This is a genomic window from Candidatus Cloacimonadota bacterium (genome assembly GCA_012516855.1).
In the GTDB taxonomy this organism is placed as follows: Bacteria; Cloacimonadota; Cloacimonadia; order Cloacimonadales; family Cloacimonadaceae; genus Syntrophosphaera.
Genome location: JAAYWB010000068.1, coordinates 1 through 17,326, shown reverse-complemented (window position 1 = coordinate 17,326; position 17,326 = coordinate 1). Strand labels below are relative to the sequence as shown.

Annotated in this window: 16 protein-coding genes and 1 tRNA gene; 8 read left to right on the top strand and 9 right to left on the bottom strand. The window is 50.2% G+C overall.

The genetic code is table 11. The annotated features are described in order from the left end of the window. Positions 1-445 precede the first annotated feature (445 nt). From murA to GX466_07150, 5 genes are read right to left on the bottom strand one after another with little or no spacing between them, the layout of a single operon-like run. The gene (gene murA, locus GX466_07170) at positions 446-1,699 is read right to left on the bottom strand and encodes a UDP-N-acetylglucosamine 1-carboxyvinyltransferase (GenBank protein NLH93982.1); all 1,254 of its coding nucleotides are present in this window, start codon (positions 1,697-1,699) and stop codon (positions 446-448) included. A 16-nt stretch (positions 1,700-1,715) separates the two neighbouring features. After that, the gene (prmC, locus tag GX466_07165) at positions 1,716-2,543 is read right to left on the bottom strand and encodes a peptide chain release factor N(5)-glutamine methyltransferase (GenBank protein NLH93981.1); all 828 of its coding nucleotides are present in this window, start codon (positions 2,541-2,543) and stop codon (positions 1,716-1,718) included. After that, positions 2,540-3,220 carry a hypothetical protein gene (locus GX466_07160; protein ID NLH93980.1) on the bottom strand — a complete coding sequence of 227 codons (681 nt, stop codon included), beginning with the start codon at positions 3,218-3,220 and terminating at the stop codon, positions 2,540-2,542. The genes prmC and GX466_07160 overlap by 4 nt, the downstream gene beginning before the upstream one ends. 9 nt (positions 3,221-3,229) lie before the next feature. Beyond that, positions 3,230-3,460, bottom strand: coding sequence for a response regulator (locus tag GX466_07155; protein NLH93979.1), 231 nt, complete (start codon positions 3,458-3,460; stop codon positions 3,230-3,232). Positions 3,461-3,462: 2 nt separating this feature from the next. Continuing rightward, on the bottom strand, positions 3,463-3,771 hold the full coding sequence (locus GX466_07150) for an STAS domain-containing protein (GenBank protein NLH93978.1): 309 nt from the start codon (positions 3,769-3,771) through the stop codon (positions 3,463-3,465). 437 nt (positions 3,772-4,208) lie between these two features. Between GX466_07150 and recJ the strand changes: the two genes are divergently transcribed. The 8 genes from recJ (at position 4,209) to GX466_07110 (ending at position 11,430) form a co-directional block, all read left to right on the top strand. Continuing rightward, the gene (gene recJ / locus GX466_07145; protein ID NLH93977.1) at positions 4,209-5,927 is read left to right on the top strand and encodes a single-stranded-DNA-specific exonuclease RecJ; all 1,719 of its coding nucleotides are present in this window, start codon (positions 4,209-4,211) and stop codon (positions 5,925-5,927) included. A 7-nt stretch (positions 5,928-5,934) separates the two neighbouring features. After that, on the top strand, positions 5,935-6,756 hold the full coding sequence (locus GX466_07140) for a hypothetical protein (GenBank protein NLH93976.1): 822 nt from the start codon (positions 5,935-5,937) through the stop codon (positions 6,754-6,756). Further along, positions 6,638-8,317: an apolipoprotein N-acyltransferase gene (gene lnt, locus GX466_07135; GenBank protein ID NLH93975.1), complete on the top strand. Its 1,680-nt coding sequence runs from the start codon at positions 6,638-6,640 to the stop codon at positions 8,315-8,317. Before GX466_07140 ends, lnt begins: the two co-directional genes overlap by 119 nt. Further along, complete coding sequence (locus tag GX466_07130) at positions 8,314-8,694, top strand: MerR family transcriptional regulator (GenBank protein NLH93974.1); 381 nt, start codon at positions 8,314-8,316, stop codon at positions 8,692-8,694. Before lnt ends, GX466_07130 begins: the two co-directional genes overlap by 4 nt. Then, positions 8,691-9,533 (top strand): glycine--tRNA ligase subunit alpha, encoded by an 843-nt coding sequence (locus tag GX466_07125; protein ID NLH93973.1) that lies wholly within the window; start codon positions 8,691-8,693, stop codon positions 9,531-9,533. The genes GX466_07130 and GX466_07125 overlap by 4 nt, the downstream gene beginning before the upstream one ends. 113 nt (positions 9,534-9,646) lie before the next feature. Then, on the top strand, positions 9,647-10,354 hold the full coding sequence (locus tag GX466_07120; GenBank protein NLH93972.1) for a hypothetical protein: 708 nt from the start codon (positions 9,647-9,649) through the stop codon (positions 10,352-10,354). A gap of 4 nt (positions 10,355-10,358) precedes the next feature. Beyond that, positions 10,359-11,156: an N-formylglutamate amidohydrolase gene (locus GX466_07115; GenBank protein NLH93971.1), complete on the top strand. Its 798-nt coding sequence runs from the start codon at positions 10,359-10,361 to the stop codon at positions 11,154-11,156. A 199-nt stretch (positions 11,157-11,355) separates the two neighbouring features. Further along, positions 11,356-11,430 (top strand) — tRNA-Asn (locus tag GX466_07110). A 73-nt stretch (positions 11,431-11,503) separates the two neighbouring features. Here the strand turns inward: GX466_07110 and GX466_07105 are convergent. From GX466_07105 to GX466_07090, 4 genes are all read right to left on the bottom strand, one after another. Next, entirely contained in the window at positions 11,504-12,772 is a 1,269-nt protein-coding gene (locus GX466_07105) for a serpin family protein (protein ID NLH93970.1), read from the bottom strand. Between the two features lie 1,203 nt (positions 12,773-13,975). Further along, positions 13,976-15,049, bottom strand: coding sequence for an RES domain-containing protein (locus tag GX466_07100; GenBank protein ID NLH93969.1), 1,074 nt, complete (start codon positions 15,047-15,049; stop codon positions 13,976-13,978). Between the two features lie 2 nt (positions 15,050-15,051). Next, a complete protein-coding gene (locus tag GX466_07095; protein NLH93968.1) occupies positions 15,052-16,014 on the bottom strand; it encodes a sce7725 family protein in 963 nt (320 codons plus the stop codon). Continuing rightward, positions 16,014-16,850 (bottom strand): sce7726 family protein, encoded by an 837-nt coding sequence (locus GX466_07090; protein ID NLH93967.1) that lies wholly within the window; start codon positions 16,848-16,850, stop codon positions 16,014-16,016. Before GX466_07090 ends, GX466_07095 begins: the two co-directional genes overlap by 1 nt. Between the last annotated feature and the right edge of the window lie 476 nt (positions 16,851-17,326).

The window sequence follows — 17,326 nt, the reverse complement described above, 5'->3', positions numbered from 1 at the left end:
AATCACGGGTACCCACCATAAATGAATTTGAGCCATATCAAACCCCCGCATCGCCGCGGGTGTTTTTCGTATCCAAGCCTGCCCTTGAGCCGATGATTCCTGTGATCGCAACAGCCCGGTCTGGATACCGGCCGCGACCGCGAGGGCGTTTGGTCCTTAGCCCTTGTTCACATGCCCCTGTCTCGCCTTCCGCACGATGGCCGCATTTGGTGCGGGAATTATCCGGGAGGCGTGGGAGTGGAACGGAAGCGAGCGCTAAGGACCTGACCTGCGAAGGCAAATTCATAGGTTCGCTAATTTACCCTACTGAGGTGCGGGGAAAGGGAGCCAGGGAATTGTCAGATTTGAGGTTGAGGGCAGTTTAGTCCACAAATAAATCAGGCTCTCTTCTAAACCGGGTTAACCAATCCGGTCTGAAAGAGAACCTGATTTATAGACAGTTCAATCAAGCCATTTCGCGGGTGATGCGGGCCCCGATGGAATTGAGTTTTTCCTCGATACGGTCGTATCCTCGGTCGATGTGGTAGATGCGGGAAACGGTGGTGGTGCCTTCGGCGACCATACCGGCTAGGACAAGAGCCGCGGAGGCGCGCAGGTCGGTGGCCATCACTTCAGCGCCGCTGAAGGCTTTGACCCCTTTCACATGGGCAACGTTGCGTTCCATGCGGATGTCGGCCTGGAGGCGGTTGAGTTCGGCAACGTGCATGAAGCGGTCCGGGAAAATGGTATCCTCGATGAAGCAGGTGCCTTCGGCAAGCGCCATCAGCACGGTGAACTGGGCCTGGAGGTCGGTGGGGAAGCCTGGATAGGGCAGGGTTAGGATGTCCACAGGTTTGATCACCTGGGGTGGGACAACGGTGATGTTGGAAGCTTGGACATCGATTTCGCAGCCGGCGGAGCGCAGTTTTTCCAGCAGGATGCCCAAATGCTCCGGCTGGCAGTTTGCCACGGTGACAGGCTTAGTGCTGAGGGCTCCGGCGATGAGGAAGGTGCCGGCTTCTATGCGGTCGGAGATCATCCTCATTTCCACAGGGAAGAGGTCGTTCACGCCTTCGATGGTGAGGGTGGTGCTGCCCTGACCGGAAATTTTCGCGCCCATTTTGTTGAGCAGTTCGATGGTGGAATCCACCTCCGGTTCCATGGCGGCATTGAACATACGGGTGGTGCCACTGGCCAAGACGGCGGCCATGAGGGCGTTGATAGTGGCTCCCACAGAGGATTTAGCGAAATGGATGTCCGCGCCGGTGAGCCGGTCGGCGGTGGCGTGGATGTAGCCGTGTTCGATCTCAATTTTGGCTCCAAGTGCTTCCATTGCTTGCAGATGCAGGTCCACAGGCCTGGTGCCTATGGCGCAGCCTCCGGGAAATGAGACCCGGGCCTCGCCCAATCTTGCCAAAAGCGGCCCCAGCACATAGATTGAAGCGCGCATCTTGCTCACCAGTTCATAGGGCGCTTCGTTGAAATTCACATCTCGTGAGTCAATCGACATCATGCCGTTTTCATAGACCACGCGAGCTCCCAGCACCCGCAGCAGGTGGGCCATGGTTTTAAGGTCGATGAGGTTGGGAACGTTGCGCAGCACGGATTTGCCCGGAGCGAGGAGGCAGGCTGCCATCACGGGCAGGATGGCATTTTTGGCCCCGCTCACCTGGATGGTGCCGCTCAGTTCGCGGTTGCCTTCAATGATGAATCTGTCCATTTAGTGTCCTTATTCTCTATTTCTCTGTATTTCGTTTAAGTCTAAAGCCCAGATAGCGGTTCCGGCCGGCGAGGTCATCTTTGGCCAGGCAGCATTCAAAGCCGGCTTCCGCCCCCAGGGCAATGATGCTCTGTCTTTGCAAAGCTCCGTGTTCAAAGAGGGCCAGGCCTCCATCATTCAGATGGTTGGGCAGACCGGGAAAAAGGTAGCGGTAATATTCCAGGCCTTCTTCCGCTGCCAGCAGAGCCTGCCGCGGCTCATAATCCCGCACCATGGGTTCCAGTTCCGAGTATTCCTTTTCGCTGATATAGGGGGGATTGCTGACAACAAGGTCAAAGCGGAAGTCGCCAGGAGGGAAAAGGTCCGCCTCTACGAAATCTATGGCGCAGTTGTGTCGGGAAGCGTTGTCCCGCGCCAGTTCCAGCGCCGCGGAAGAGATATCCGTGGCCATCACGCTCAGGTTTGGCCCGGTTTTTTTCAAGGCAATGGCGATGGCGCCGCTTCCGGTGCCGATCTCCAGCACCCGGGCTTCAGGTTTCAAGCGCTCAAGGGCGAGTTTCACCAGACCTTCGGTTTCCGGCCGGGGAATGAGAACGCGGGGATCGACCTTCAGTTCCAAACCGTAAAACCAGGTTTTGCCCAAAATATATTGGGGCGGCTCCCCCTTCTCCAGCCGGAGGAGAGCGTCGCGGATGGAAGCCTGTTGAGGCGGGGCAAGTTTCCTGTTGTGTTGCAGCCTGAGAGCGGGAACGGAACAATCGAGCAATCCAGCCAGCAGGAAATCCAGACCGGAGGAGGGCAGCAGCCCGGGCCGCAAACTTTCCAACAGGGATGCCAGGGTCATGCCTGGGCGTTCCTCCGGGGCTGGAGTTTGCGCAGCATCATCACTTTGCGGCCACCGTTCCCAAATTCCAAGTGGTCGGAAAGAAAATACAGCATTGCCAGGCCCCGGCCATGAGCTTCCATGCTCAGGTTGTCATCCGCCCGCAATCGTTTCAGCCAGGACTCGTAGTCAAAGCCCGGGCCATCATCCTCCACGCAGATAGCTATGGCTTCCTTTTCCTTCTCCATCCACATGGAAAAACGCATGCGGCGCCCGACTATTTCCGGCTGGAGAAGCTTGCGGCGGATGAGTTCGCACAGTTGGTCATGCTCGCTCAACCGCTCTTCATCTGTGAGTTCCAGAATTCCGTGGATGAAAGCGTTTTGTAGCATTTCGTCGGTACAGGTGAGCAGGTCGCTGAGGGTGTCGTGGGGAAGTTCCAAGTTTTTTTGCAGGATGGGATTGAGAATTTTGGTGACGCCCGCCGCGGAATACATTTGGGGATCGATAACGCAGGAAAACTCCGCCTGTTCGAAGCTATTGAACATGTTGACCTTGTTGCGCCGGTCAATGAGGCGAGCCGTAATAATCTCAATGGATTTGAGCAGGTGCTGGATTTCGACCGGTTTGTTGATAAAATCGGAAGCGCCAAGGCGGATGGCGCGGACAAAGTGTTCCTGTTCCATAAAGCCTGTCATCAGAATCACTTACTGAGCGCGACCATCCTGGCGGATCTTTTCCAAAAGATCGAGTCCGTTCATACCGGGCATATCAATATCACAAACCACTATGTCATATAGGTTTCTGCGCAGCTTCCGGAGGGCGTCACTGCAGCGGCTGGCTGTTTCCACCCGATAATTGTGCTCGGCCAGCAGCTTGCCCAGGCTCTTCGCGAGCTCCGGATTGTCGTCAACTATAAGGATGCTGTGGGTTTGCACAATCATTCCAGATTAATATTGAAAAGTTGGTTGAGCTTGAGCATGCTGAACAGTTCGTAGATGGAGTCCGAACTGCGCACCACTTCAATCTCCCCGCCCTTGCCGATGAAATCTTTGTAGAAAAGGAACAATTTGCCGATGCCGGTGCTACTGATATTCTTGCATTCAAACAGGTCGATATCCAGATAACGCGCGCCCGATTGCAGCACCTCGTCCAGCTTTGCCTGCAGGACTGATGCATTGTCGCTGTTGAGAAAGCCTTCGACGACCATCAGCGCCCTGTCGCCGTTGAAGCTGAGATCAATGTTCATAACCATCCCCTTGTATGCTTCATGTTTGAGTCCATATTTACTTTTTGCTCCCCATCTGTCAAGCAGATTATCAGTCCTTTTCTCAAATCAGCCTGATTTTCATTTGCATTGGTTCGGTCAACATGGCTCAATATGGAGGACTTGTCTTAGCGGTTAACCTATTGCAGGTAGATTCTGATTACTTGGCAGAGACTGTCTCTGACGAACTGGACAATCTGTCTCAGTCCATGTTTCTGAAAACAGATGATCTTGGGAAAGGCCGCTGGAAGCGGAACCGGAACTTTTTCCTTTACAAGATTGAAGTCCTGTCCAGAGTTGCTCCAAGTACCCCGGAACTCCTTGATTGCCGTTCCGGTGAATGGGATTTCCGAATCCTGAGATTTAAATAACAATACGCAACTATCTGGTAAACAAGAGAATACTATAATGGTGGCTAAATGAAGAAGGAATGGCTGTTCCAGGATGAGTTTTCCCCTGAACAACAGCAACAGATCGATGCTCTCACGGAGCAGTTGAAGTGTCCGCAGCTTGTGGCTGAACTCCTTTTCCGTAAAGGGCTGAACACTTCCCAGCAGATCGAGGATTTCTTCAACCCCAAGTTGAGTCACCAGCACGATCCCTTCCTCTTTCCGGACATGGACAAGGCTGTCGACCGCATCCTGAGCGCCATCGACCGGGGTGAGAAGATCCTCATCTACGGAGATTACGACGTTGACGGCACCACAGCCACCACCTTGCTCTATCTGGGGTTGCAGCGTTTGGGCGCCATCATCGATTTTTACATCCCGCACCGCATGATCGACGGTTATGGTTTGTCTCTGGGCAGCCTCGACCAGATCAAGGAAAGCGGCACCGGGCTGATAATCAGCGTGGATTGCGGCGTTAACGCCCTGGAAGAGATCGAGGCAATAAACTCCCACGGGATGGATATCATCATCACCGATCACCACAATCCCAAGGAAGATCTTCCCGACGCCTTTGCCATCATCAATCCCAAGCTGCCAGGCTGTCCCTATCCCTTTGCCCATCTGGCCGGGGTTGGCGTGGCCTACAAACTGCTGATGGCCATCTACCGCCGGCGGGGCATAGACAATGAAGAAAACACCTTGAAATACATGGACCTCGTGGCTGTTGGCACCATAGCGGACATCGTTCCCCTCACAGGCGAAAACCGCGTTTTTGCCCACATCGGGCTCCAGCATCTGGTGGACAAGAAAAATCTGGGTCTGAACGCCTTGGTGCAGATATCAGGTTTGAACACCAAGAATATGGACGCCTCGGACATCGTGTTTGGCATCGCGCCGCGAATCAACGCCGCGGGCAGGATGGGCTCAGCCTCCACTGCAGTGGAACTGTTGATTTCCCGCAAGAAGGAACGTAGCTTGGAACTGGCTGAGATCATCGAAAGGCAAAACTCCCTGCGTCAACAGCAGGACCAGAAAACCTTCCATGAAGCTTGCGACATCATCGAAAAGAAATACAAGGACATCAGCACAGCGCCCTGCATCGTGGTCTCATCCGACGACTGGCATCCCGGTGTGATCGGCATCGTAGCCTCCAAGCTGGTGGAAAAGTATTCCCGCCCGGTGGTAATGATCTCTTTCAAGGATGGTTTTGGCAGTGGTTCCGGACGCAGCATGGCGGATTTTGACCTCTTCGGTGCCCTGCGCGCCATCGGACACAACCTGCACAGCTTCGGCGGCCATAAATATGCTGTGGGCTTCACCATCCTCCAGGAGTACATCGATCGCTTCGAGAATGAGCTTGCCCGCTACATTGCAGAACATCACCAGATCAGCCAGGTGAATCTGCCGCTGGAGATCGACAACCAGATCGAGCTTTATGACATCAGCAACTTCCTGCTTGACTGGATCGAGCGCTTCGCGCCCTTCGGCCCGGAGAATCAGAGGCCCCTGTTGGTTACCAGAGACGTAATGGTGGCAAGCTATCCATACACGGTGGGGCGCAACCATCTGAAACTAAAGGTGGTTAAGGATGGCGTAGTGCTGGACCTGATCGGCTACAACCTCGGTGACTACCTCAGCCTGCTGAAAAAAAACGCGAGGTTGGACATCGCCTACACTCTTGAATACAACCGCTTTGGCTCCAAGACCAGCATCCAGGGCAAGCTGCGCGACCTCCACCTGCTTGAATAGGAATACCATGTTACGCAAATCAACAATCCTTTCCGTTTTTATCCTCTTTGCCATACTGCTGGCGGGTTGCGCCGAAAACAGGACCGCCAGGCCTGAACTGGAGAGCAGCCGGGAAAGGGTGGCGGAGTTTCCTGTTGCCCGCGTCTATACCAAAGCCGTCAGTGATGCAATGGGTAAAACTGTCTATGCCTACGTGCGTTCCAGCCAGGAGATCGACATCTTTGTGGATGGGCAGCGGGTAAACAGTCTTGGCGGACTGGGCTTCGAGCGTGGCAACTTCCAGCGGCTCAGCGATATCGGCGTGGATGCCGATGGCGGTTTGCTGGCTTTGGATTCAGCCCGGAAACTGCTCCGCAAATTCAGTTCCGAGGGAATGTTCATATCGGAATTCAGCCTGAAAACGCTCAACCAGCCTGAACTTTTCTGCGTGGCTCCGGATGGCACGCTTTTCGTTTATGACGCCGCTCCCTCTGAGATCATCTGTTACTCACCGCTTGACGGCAGGGAATTCAACCGCTTCGGGCGTTTCGAACTGGACCAACCTCAGAACCTGGACTGCAACAAGGATTATCTATGGGCGCAAAACCGGGACCGGGAAAGCACTCAGGTCTTTTCACTGCTGGGGCAGCTTGAATATTCGGCCAAGGTGTTCCGAGCCCTGGACAGGGTGGGCAATATGATTAGCTATGGCCGGGTTGAGGGTGTTAGCAATGTTCTCCAGAATCCGCTGTCCCTCACCGTGCAGGGCGATCTGGTTACGGTGTTGTGGGAGAACGAGATCTGGATGGACAGGCTGGTTTACGGAAGGAGAGGCGGTGAAACGCAATGACTTGCTGCTGACTGCCTTAAGCGCGCTGCTTCTGGCGCTGTCACGCCTGCCACTGCATCTGGGCTGGCTGGTTTTTTTCGCCTGGCTGCCGTTGCTGAGGGTTTTTGAACGAGGCCAGGCCAGTTCTCGAGACCTGCTGCGCATGGGTTTCATCATGTCGGTGGTCTATTGCGGGATAGTTTTTTACTGGCTGTTTTACGTGCATCCCGGAGCCTTGCCGGGAGTGATGCTGGTTTATATATTTGCCTACTATCTTGTGTTTTACGGCATCAACCGAATCTTCCTGACCCTGCCCCGCTGGCGCTGGGTGGGTTTTCTGAGCATCCTCATCACCTTCGAGTACATCCAGAATTTCGGCGAAACCCGCTTTCCCTGGTTCAATCAGGCTTATTCCCTGGCGGAATATGGCGTTCTGATCCAGGCGGCTGACTTAATCGGAGTGGTGGGCCTCTCTGTGCTCATTATCTGTGTGAACTTGTTGCTGTTCCAACTCTGCCCCTGCCTGCCAAAAAGGCTTCGGAACCGCTCTCAATCGGTTGTGGAGCTGCCTGAGGCATTCGGAAAGAAACAGATCGGGGTTTTGGCCGCCTTGCTGCTGATCTTTGCCGTTTGGTTCGGCTACGGCTGGCATTGCCAGACCCGGCTGAAGCTGGAACGGCATGATGCCTGCATCCATGTGATACAACCCTCCATCCCGCAGGTGCTGAAATGGGAGCCAGAGCAATATGAAGCTTCCCTGGCCATTTTTCGCGACCTGACCAAAAAAGCCGTCGCCGATTCGGCTCGGCTGGTGATCTGGCCGGAAGGGGCGATGATCGGCGATCTGGACCGCGTTTCCAGGGCTCGGAGAGACCTTCGTGCCTTGATCGACAGCACCCAGGTGGATGTGTTCACCGGCTTCCAGCACTATGTTTACGACCCTTCACATCCTGTGGGGACCCGCAGCTACAACGCAGCCTCGCTCTTTCAGCGCAACAATTTCGACCACGAGCTATATTTCAAGAATATCCTGGTCCCGGTGGGTGAACGCATGCTCTGGCTGCATCTTTTTCCCTTTTTGTGGAAAGTGAACCTCGGCCAGGCTAACTGGGAATTTGGCTCCAAGCTGGTCACTTATGAAAGCGGCGGCTACAGCTTTTCCCCCTCCATCTGCTACGAGCTGGCCTTTCCGGAGATCTTTCATCGCATGGCCATGCCGCGGGACAGCCTCAGCGGAAGTTACAGCAAATGCGATTATCTGGCCAATATCACCAACGACGCATGGTTCGGCACTTCCTACGGTCTCTGGCTTCATGCTATGATGTCACGTTTCCGTGCGGTGGAAAACAGGATCCAGATCTACCGCAGCGCCAACACCGGAATCTCGATGGTTGTGGACCCAAAAGGCAGAATCCTGGCCAAAACCGGGCTGAACGAGGTTACTACAATCACCGCGCCGCTCTACACCACACCCAAAATACCCCTCATCCGTAAAATTTACCGCTACCCCTTCCTCTTTGTGGCGCTCGCGGCCATTCTGGCCCTGACCGCCAGGATCAGAAAACCGGGAGGCAAACCATGAAAAAATACTTTTACACCATCGGCGAGGTGAGCAACCTGCTGGGCGTAAAACCTTATGTGATCCGCTATTGGGAAAGTGAATTCAGCTTTCTGCGCCCGCGCCGGGAGGAAGGCCGCATACGCAAGTATTCTGAAGAAAACATCGAACTTCTTCGCAGAATCCAAGACATGTTGCACAACCAGCGTTACACCATAGAAGGCGCGCGCCAGAAGCTGAAAGAGGAGCGCCGTTCCTCACGGTCAGCCCGGCCTGTTGCGACGGCTCAAACTCAAGAAATCAAGCACCCGGATGAGCTAAAGCAGCTTCTGCGGGGCCTGCGTTCCTCGCTGGATCAGATCAGGCGCTCATGCAAACAACTTGGGAGGGAAGGCAAATGAACTTTCAGGATATCATCCTCACCCTGCAAACTTACTGGGCAGGCCAAGGCTGCAGCCTGATGCAACCATACGACACCGAGATGGGGGCTGGCACCTTCCATCCCTCAACCTTTTTTGGCGCCCTGGGTCCCAAACCCGTATCAGTGGCTTACGCCCAGCCCTGCCGCCGTCCAAAGGACGGCCGCTACGGCGAAAATCCCAACCGACTTCAACACTACTACCAGTTCCAGGTGATCATCAAACCCAGTCCGGATGACATCCAAAACCTCTATCTGAGAAGCCTGGAGGCCATCGGCATCGAGATAGCCAAACACGACATCCGCTTTGTTGAAGACGACTGGGAATCCCCCACCCTCGGTGCCTGGGGCTTGGGATGGGAGGTTTGGCTGGACGGCATGGAGATAAGTCAATTCACATATTTCCAGCAGGTTGCGGGCATCGATTGCTTCCCGGTGAGCGTGGAACTCACCTACGGCTTGGAACGCCTGGCGATGTACATTCAGAACGTGGACGACTACCGTCAACTGCGCTGGAACGACACGCTGCTTTACGGGGATTACTTTTTCGCCCAGGAGCAGGAATATTCCGACTACAACTTCAACGCAGCAGACACCGCCCTGCTTTTCAAACTTTTCGAGGACTACGAAAAGGAATGCCGGAAGCTGCTGGAGAAAAAGCTGGTGTACCCAGCCTACGACAACCTTTTGCGCTGTTCCCACACTTTCAATCTGCTGGACGCCCGCGGCGTGATAAGCGTAACCGAACGCGCCGCTTACATCGGCAGGATCAGGAACCTGGCCAGGGAAACCGCCGGAACCTACATGGGCAAATACAACTGAGACATTCCGAAAATTCGGATACAGGATTTGCCCCGCGGCCTAGTATTTATAATGAGCAGCTTGTAACCAGCGCTTGATAGAACGCTTGGATTTTGGCTGCCAAGGAGTCCAAAATGAAGAAATCTTTGCTTCTCTGCCTGTTGCCACTGCTACTGCTGGCTTCGTGCCACGTCCATGTGGTTGACACCCCTTTTCTGGCCAGATTTGAAAACATGCTCTACACCGATATCCGTGTGGAAGTTGACGGTTACGGTTCGGCTGTGATCGCCCCCGGGGAAAGTGTGACTTTCGAAATCGCCCGGGACGACCGAAGCTATCATTACGAAGCTGAAACCCACGGCAAGAGCTTAAGCGGCGAGCAGATCGGCCTGGTGGTGGAGTGGTCGCGCACCCGCAACATCAGCGGAGATTCCTACACCACCTACCTGATCACCAATGAAGACCTCTTTTTCCTGAAAATGCGCAATACCGGCCATCACGGCCTGCATCCCCTCTACGTGAACTACGGACTGACCGACCAGACCATGGACGACATCACCATCCCAGGCAACGGAGTGCTCTACAACACCGGCTACTACAAGGCTTTCACGAACACCCGCGTACAGGCTAACTGGCTGGACATGCCCTCCGATTACACCTACTGGGAACAGGGCCACCATTTCAACTTTCCGTGGAAAGAAAACCAGTCTGTAACTCTACTGAACACGTTCAAGAAAGACGCCGCCCCGGAACAGGGATTCAAAGTGGAATCCAATCTGGTGGACCACCGCTCGGACGAGCCCTTCGGCATCGACGCCGGAACCCCAAGAGGAAACAACTGATCCGGTGCTGAGATCTTCCATAACGCTTGGCAACAGCGACTTGCCGCTGATGGCCACGGCTATACACAACGGCCATCACCTGCCCCCGGAACTGCTGGCTATCAGCGGCATCAGCGAAGCCGACCGCCTCCGCGAGGAAGACCCTTTCACCGGCGAAATCGCTGCGCTTTTCCCCAACCACATTATTGTTGAAAGCTCCCGCTTCGCCATCGACCTGAACCGCAACTCGGAAAAGGCGGTGTACCTTGCTCCAGAGGACTGCTGGGGCCTGCCGGTACGCGCGGAACCGGTGCTGGAATCAGTTTTGGCAAGGCTGCGCGAGGATTACGCCTCCTGGTATAAACTCCTCCGATACCAAATCGACCGGATGCTGGAATTCCACCCCTTTCTTGTGGTGCTGGACATTCACAGCTACAACCACCGCCGCGGCGGGCCCAACGCTGAACCCGACCCCCAGGATAAAAATCCCGATATTATCATCGGCCGCGGAAACCTATTACAGAAGCACTACCCCGCGGCGGAAGCCCTTTGCCAGATGCTCAACGGCAAAGACTACTTGGACAAAGCGCTGGATTGTAGGCAGGATGTGAAGTTCACCGGCGGATACATGTCCCGTTGGCTTAATTCCCGCTATCCAGATCGGCTCATCTGCCTCGCCATTGAGTTCAAAAAGATCTTCATGGACGAATGGACCGGAGAACTGGACCAGCCGGCCTGGTCAGAGCTCAAGCTACTGTTCCATAGCCAGACGCGGGACTGGATTTCCGCCCAGTACGGTTGGACGCTGTCCCCTCTGGCATGACCGGGATTCTTCCGATAAGGCAGCAGAATTGTTTGCATAGAAGAAGTTGGCTAAAACAGGCTCAATTGGCGATGATACCATACTGTTTATTAGCAGTCAAGGAGTCTGCCTAAGTTATCAAGAGCAGGCTCCTGCCCCGGGGTGGATAATTTTCATTGACAGATTTCCCCTCCCAAGGATTTTGCCCCTTACGATGCGTTCCGGAATAGCTCAGCGGTAGAGCGGGTGGCTGTTAACCACTAGGCCGGGGGTTCGAATCCCTCTTCCGGAGCCATTTTTTTGCCTTGAAAAAAACGCGCCCCGTCTGAGGCGCGTTTTTGTATGCCAATATACTGGAGAAGGTAAAGTTACATCTTCGGGGGTTCGTTCATTTTTCCCATGAAGAGCACGGTGTTCGAGGGTTTGTGCACCAGCAGGTAAACAAAGGGTTTGTCGGCGCGGAAGATCGGGGTCGAGTCCGGTCCCAGGGCTGCTTTGGTGGCCATCACCACTCCGGTCGCGGCGGCGGCTTCTGTGCCTTCCTCATTCACTTCCACGAAGGCTTTGTGGATCACGTCCAGGATAAAGAGCCCGCGGCCTGTGTCATCCGGAATGATGCCGTTGAAGTTGGCCAGATTGGAGTTGAAGGCATCGGTCATGCCCAGTTTTTTCAGCATGTCGGAAAGACCTTCCAGCGTGAGGTCAAACTTGAATTTTGGGATGAAGATTTTCACTTCCTGCTTCTCGAGGGATTTGTTCCAGGCTTGGAAGTTCTTGGGGTTCAGGAGCTTGCCCATGTCATTGATTTCGTCGGGAAGCACGAACAGCATGGCCAGGTCTTCCTCTGCGTAGGGCAGTTCCAGCAGCTGCAGGCCGTCTAGTTGCGCGTAGCGATAGTCCCCGCGGGCGGTCATCATCTCCACGTTTCGGCTGTTTTCCTCCGTCCTCTCGGTGGAGGAGACAAAGAACTTGTCCTTCACAGTGAGTTTGGGCTCGAACTCATTGAGCCAGGAGCCTTTGAAATAGATGGCGTTCACCAGCACCATGCCTTCGTTGCTGTCGCGGATGTGATCTTCGGTCACCAGGTTCTTGATCCGGTCATTGGTTTTTCCCTCCACCCAGGTGTTGATGAATTTCGCCGTGCCGCTGAAATCGCTGAAATCCAGGCTGTAGAGGTCGCTCAAATAGCACTCGCGCAGCAGCTTCAGATAATCTTTCCTGATGAACTTCTCATTGGTGGTGGAGCCAAAGAGGGCGTTGGCCACGTTCAGCTCGGCCTTGCCTTTCTCGCCGAGCGCGTTAAGAGACTGTTGCAGTGAAAGATATGACTTGTGCTGCTCTTCCGCGGGAAGGTTGAAGCTCATGGCTTTGGACATCTGCTTGGCCGTGTTGCCTTGCGCGCCGCCATAGACCATGGACAGCGCGGAAGTGATGCTGTGGGGCGAATAGAACAGGTTTTTTCCGGGCTCATCGGCTAGGGCGTAAAGGTTGAAGGCGAAAGCGTTGTTCTGTTCGCCCAGGCTGATGTTCATTTCATCGCTCACCGGCGTGATGTCGGTCTTTTTCTTGTTGCAGGCGCAGCCAAATCCCAGGCTTAGCACCAGAAGCATTGGCAGCAGAGTTCTCATCTTGATCATCGGAACCTCCATGTCTTGTTATAAACAATACTCTCAATCGCCTGCTTTCCGTCAATCTTTTTCGCGAAAATCCCGCTTGGTCTCCAGGAAGAAACCAATTTATCAAGGGTAAATCCTGGTATCGTTACCGTCATTCCTGCACTTGGCTTGGCGTACAGCGAACGAAGTGAGCGTGGACGACAGGAAGTATTTGGGAAATTATCCATTGCTGCCGTCGATGCTCGTTTCTCACTCGACGGCAGCCTCCACGCCAACTTTTTCTCCTTTTCTCTCTTTCTCTTTTTCCGGACCCTCGTTTTGTTACTCACTATTTATAGAAAGTATCTAAAGCGCGTCCGGTAAACATCCCCTTAACAATTCGCTTACTTCCCACCGCGGCAAGGAGATGTAAGCGGGTTGTTCGTGAGATGTTACCAGGCCAGACCCCAAGCCGTGTCATTCCGGGCTTGACCCGGAATCCAGTGTACATCCATTCATGGATCCCGGATCAAAGTCACCTCGCGAGCTCAGTGACGTCCGGGATGACGTATGTTCGGCTCAACCATACAACCCCTTGCAAAAAAGGAAAAAGGCGGTACAGCGACCGCCTCTACACATGTAGCGGCGCTCACCGAAGCGCCGCCCCCCAAAAAAACCACGTCATTCCAACCTTGGAATAACGTAGGTTCGGAATCCTATTTATCCCTGACCCATTCTCTTTTTTCGCGTTTTTCCGTGACGAATACCCATTTGCTGCCCACTATTAATTGAGCCTGACTCCTCCTTTGCCCCATCTCATTCACATCTCATTCACATCCCATTCACTTCCCGCTTAGTTCCCGCCCGTCAAACGGGAACTCAACGGGAGGCAGACAAGAGGCAAATGTGAAAGGGTAAATGGATAAACAACTCCCCCAGATTCAGGAAAAAGAGAAAAAGATAAGGCCCATGTTCAATTAGAGTGGTCGGAGTTCCTTCACCTCACCAAAAGCTGAGATATAGCATGACGTTTTACACTATTAACGTTATCAGTATCATTGGGTTATGAAAGAATGGATTCCAACCTTCTCTGTAATGACGTTAAAGTGGGGATCAGTCTTATCTACAATAATTAAGCTGAAGCCATATTGTATAATTGGCTTTCTTTAGAACTATCATCAGACTTAGGATTTAAAATCCGATATAGTCATTATGTGGTAATTATCAATACAATTCAGCAGATAATTATGCAGTTAGCATATCAACGCTTACTTTATTGCCTTTAGATTTTTTAGTTACACGGTTATGTTTATAGTTGATATCATCGATCTTATAACATTTGCTAGTGTAGCAACGTGCAATGCTCGGGTCAAAAAGTGCTATATTAGTACCTCCAGTCATCGAACTTGCATAGGCAATCCCCTGAACACCTTTCGATTTAAAATACTCACAAATATATTGAGTTGGAATATATTCTAAAGCGGATATATTTGGATCAATTGGTTGACTTAGTTTCCCAGAGATTAGAGAAAAGAATTCACGAATCGATAATACGTCAATATCTGAGATTTGACCTATTTCATAACTGATGATCACATCCATTAAATCAAGGAGTTTAAATCTCAAAATACTTACCGGAGTGTCAATTATGAAGGACCCAATAGACAGTGTTTGGCCAATTTGCGGACGGCATTCAGCTATTGCAGTTACTTCGTTGTCGGCTAAGTATAGATAAGGTATCCATTGAGGATTGGCTCTACCTCCGGGTGTGTTTTGTTTGGGTGGAGCGTATAAACTTTTTGTATAATACCTTTTTCTAGGCAGATTTATTCTACCTCTATATAGCTTGACTTCGGGATTAATTCGATATTGTATTTCTGATGTTTCGGCTCTCAATAGGTTAAAAGCCGCTTCTAAATAATCCTTTAAATTTGTTTGGGTAAAAAACCTATTCCCGTGTTTAAGAGATTCAGTAAACTCATCCCATTCTTCATCTAATGATGGTGCAGGTTTCAAAGAGTATTGTTCACTTTGGATTTTATTCCATTCTTCTTTTCCGTACACTTCATTCAGTATTCTATTCGCCTCATTTTCTCCGTGGGAAAAAAGATTTAAATCTCTTTGAATTGACTCGAAAAATGAGGCCCCATTAGAATCTATGGTATAAACAGATTTTATTCTGGAGAATATCTCCTCGAGACTACTTAATTCCAACACCTTAGATGCTTTTTTGCAGGTTTCACAGTAATTCTTAATTCCATATACTTCAATATAACGTTGTAAATGCTTATTACTAAAACAATCTTGACAGACAGTCATAATCAAATTCCTGAGATTACTTTGTTACATAATTCCATATGATGAAAAAGCGATAATTTCTTAACAAACCCTAAACCTGGATAGTGTTCTTTATTAAATAGATTTATAAATTCTTTAATTGATAATGTGTTAAGATGTTGACGTTCGTGATTATTTGCCCAGTCAACCAGTTTTTCAAGCGCTTCGAAAAACTTTCCTGCAGGGTCATCAAATCCAGTTATTCTATCAGATACAAAGTGTTTAATCCTCAATTCCTTGTTTTTTTTATCCTCAATTACGATATGTATAGCGACAGCTACTGCTGGTCCTCCAGATTCGCTAAATTCGGACCCAATCATTGAATAATCGCTAAAGCCATATCGACCCTCACTTTTGAAAAAGAATATTTCGTCTGAAAATGAGTTTTCGATTGGGTACTTTTTATTCTGATCTTCTTTGGGAAAGCAATCTTTAAGAATGGCTTTATCAAAATCCTTACCAATGACTTCATTTATATAGTTCCTTGATAGTCCATGAAAAAAGACATGCAAATCTTCTTTGTTGCGCTTATTAATGATCTTTACAATGCTATTTTCTTCTACTTTGTTATTGGCGGCAACCTTATCAAGGTGTATAAAACAAAGTTTATTATTATATGAATTAACCAGAGAATTGATTTCAGCTTTACTTGTGTTTGAGTCTAAATAGTAGGCTGGCTTCACATATTTATAATCACCCATCGTTAAGCCAGTGGCTAAATCTTTGTGTTTGTCTGAATCTGTGAAATATCCCACTATCGGATTCGTAATCACAAATAGATTCAATTTTTTTTCTTCATATACATCCATGCACTTTCTTATCGATAGAAGATTGTCTCTAACTGGCTCAATGATAGGCGTAACATGTTGATTACCATTCAATACCGCAACAAGTTCGCGAATGGCTAACAATTCAAACTGCTTGCCTCTTAGCAATGGTAAATACATTATAACCCCCTATTACAAGATATATTTTTAACCAGTTGTTCTGTTATGCTTTTAGAAAAGTTATAAATTAAAACCGGATATACTATGGAATTGGGAATCTTAGCCAGACTCTCGACTAGGTAACTCTGATTTTTGGCGCGTTTCTTTAATTGTTCAACAAACATTTCATGTGCATCCTCAGGCGACAATAGGTTAAACAACTTATTACATTCAGCATAAATTTTTGTGTTTGGTACTGAAGGTAGTTTTCCGTAATGACTATGAATAATAGAAAGATACTCAGGTTTTCGTAAGGTTTTAAAAATTACTCTTGGGTTAACGTTTCTTTTATTACTTCTTGCTGGTTTCAGCATTATAAGGTCATTTTGATTGTTAACAGTGTAGATTCCAACCCGATCATCCAAATTTATTACTTTTTTGATGTGCTTTTCTCCGAAGACAACGTACACCTGATCAAAAACTAGCAAATAGTCAGATAACTGATCTGATAGCCGTTTTAGATTGTCAACATCCGACTTAATTTCATAGACTGTTGAAGATTCATTCAAAACGACCAAATCTACTATTGAATTGCCAGCCCGCACCTCACTTAGAAGGTATGACGCTCCAGACACATAATTAGACAGAAAGATTTTCTGCGTTATCAAATGTCGGAAATAGAGATCATTTCTATAATACAAACCAAGATGGTTTATAGTGCAATCGTACAAATCTAACAAGCTGCGATGATTTAATTCGCTATTAAATCTATCAGCAAGGGGACAATGCTTTCCCTTAGCAATTGAAAGGAGGATATCCTTACTATACAATTTTGATCTTTCATTCAGATCAGTCATCACGTATCTCTCTTGTTTTATTTAGATTAGCTCCTGAGTGATGTTTTCTTTGCGTGACTTCCTTGGTCATCGCCACTTGATGCACATTTCAAAGTTCATTAAGTAAAATCATGCTCCTCTGTTCATGTTATCTGTCAAGCTTTATTTCAATCATGTTCACATCCCCCCCGTTTTTTAAAAAAGGCAAGATCAGTAGTTGCTTTTCCAGCCAGACTCCGTTGAACGGATTGATTTTGTACCGGGTTACCATACTGAAGCAGACTTCAACCAGCAGGGTCAGCCAATAATAGACGAAGTCATGGATCTTTCTCCACGTTTTGTTGGTATAGGACATAATGCTGGGAAATGCCTGCAGATAGTGGATAGGCAAACTTTTTCAGAGAGTATAGGAAACACATTGCCAGCAGCAGGATCTGGTTCAAGTTTTGCAGTCGCGTGTAGGAGGCAAATTGGATCTTTTCCCAGCCATAGGATTG

Coding starts and splice junctions, on each gene's coding strand:
- murA (NLH93982.1), bottom strand. CDS start 1,699: ATGGACAGATTCATCATTGAAGGCAACCGCGAACTGAGCGGCACCATC.
- prmC (NLH93981.1), bottom strand. CDS start 2,543: ATGACCCTGGCATCCCTGTTGGAAAGTTTGCGGCCCGGGCTGCTGCCC.
- GX466_07160 (NLH93980.1), bottom strand. CDS start 3,220: ATGACAGGCTTTATGGAACAGGAACACTTTGTCCGCGCCATCCGCCTT.
- GX466_07150 (NLH93978.1), bottom strand. CDS start 3,771: ATGAACATTGATCTCAGCTTCAACGGCGACAGGGCGCTGATGGTCGTC.
- recJ (NLH93977.1), top strand. CDS start 4,209: ATGAAGAAGGAATGGCTGTTCCAGGATGAGTTTTCCCCTGAACAACAG.
- GX466_07140 (NLH93976.1), top strand. CDS start 5,935: ATGTTACGCAAATCAACAATCCTTTCCGTTTTTATCCTCTTTGCCATA.
- lnt (NLH93975.1), top strand. CDS start 6,638: ATGTTCTCCAGAATCCGCTGTCCCTCACCGTGCAGGGCGATCTGGTTA.
- GX466_07130 (NLH93974.1), top strand. CDS start 8,314: ATGAAAAAATACTTTTACACCATCGGCGAGGTGAGCAACCTGCTGGGC.
- GX466_07125 (NLH93973.1), top strand. CDS start 8,691: ATGAACTTTCAGGATATCATCCTCACCCTGCAAACTTACTGGGCAGGC.
- GX466_07120 (NLH93972.1), top strand. CDS start 9,647: ATGAAGAAATCTTTGCTTCTCTGCCTGTTGCCACTGCTACTGCTGGCT.
- GX466_07105 (NLH93970.1), bottom strand. CDS start 12,772: ATGATCAAGATGAGAACTCTGCTGCCAATGCTTCTGGTGCTAAGCCTG.
- GX466_07100 (NLH93969.1), bottom strand. CDS start 15,049: ATGACTGTCTGTCAAGATTGTTTTAGTAATAAGCATTTACAACGTTAT.
- GX466_07095 (NLH93968.1), bottom strand. CDS start 16,014: ATGTATTTACCATTGCTAAGAGGCAAGCAGTTTGAATTGTTAGCCATT.
- GX466_07090 (NLH93967.1), bottom strand. CDS start 16,850: ATGACTGATCTGAATGAAAGATCAAAATTGTATAGTAAGGATATCCTC.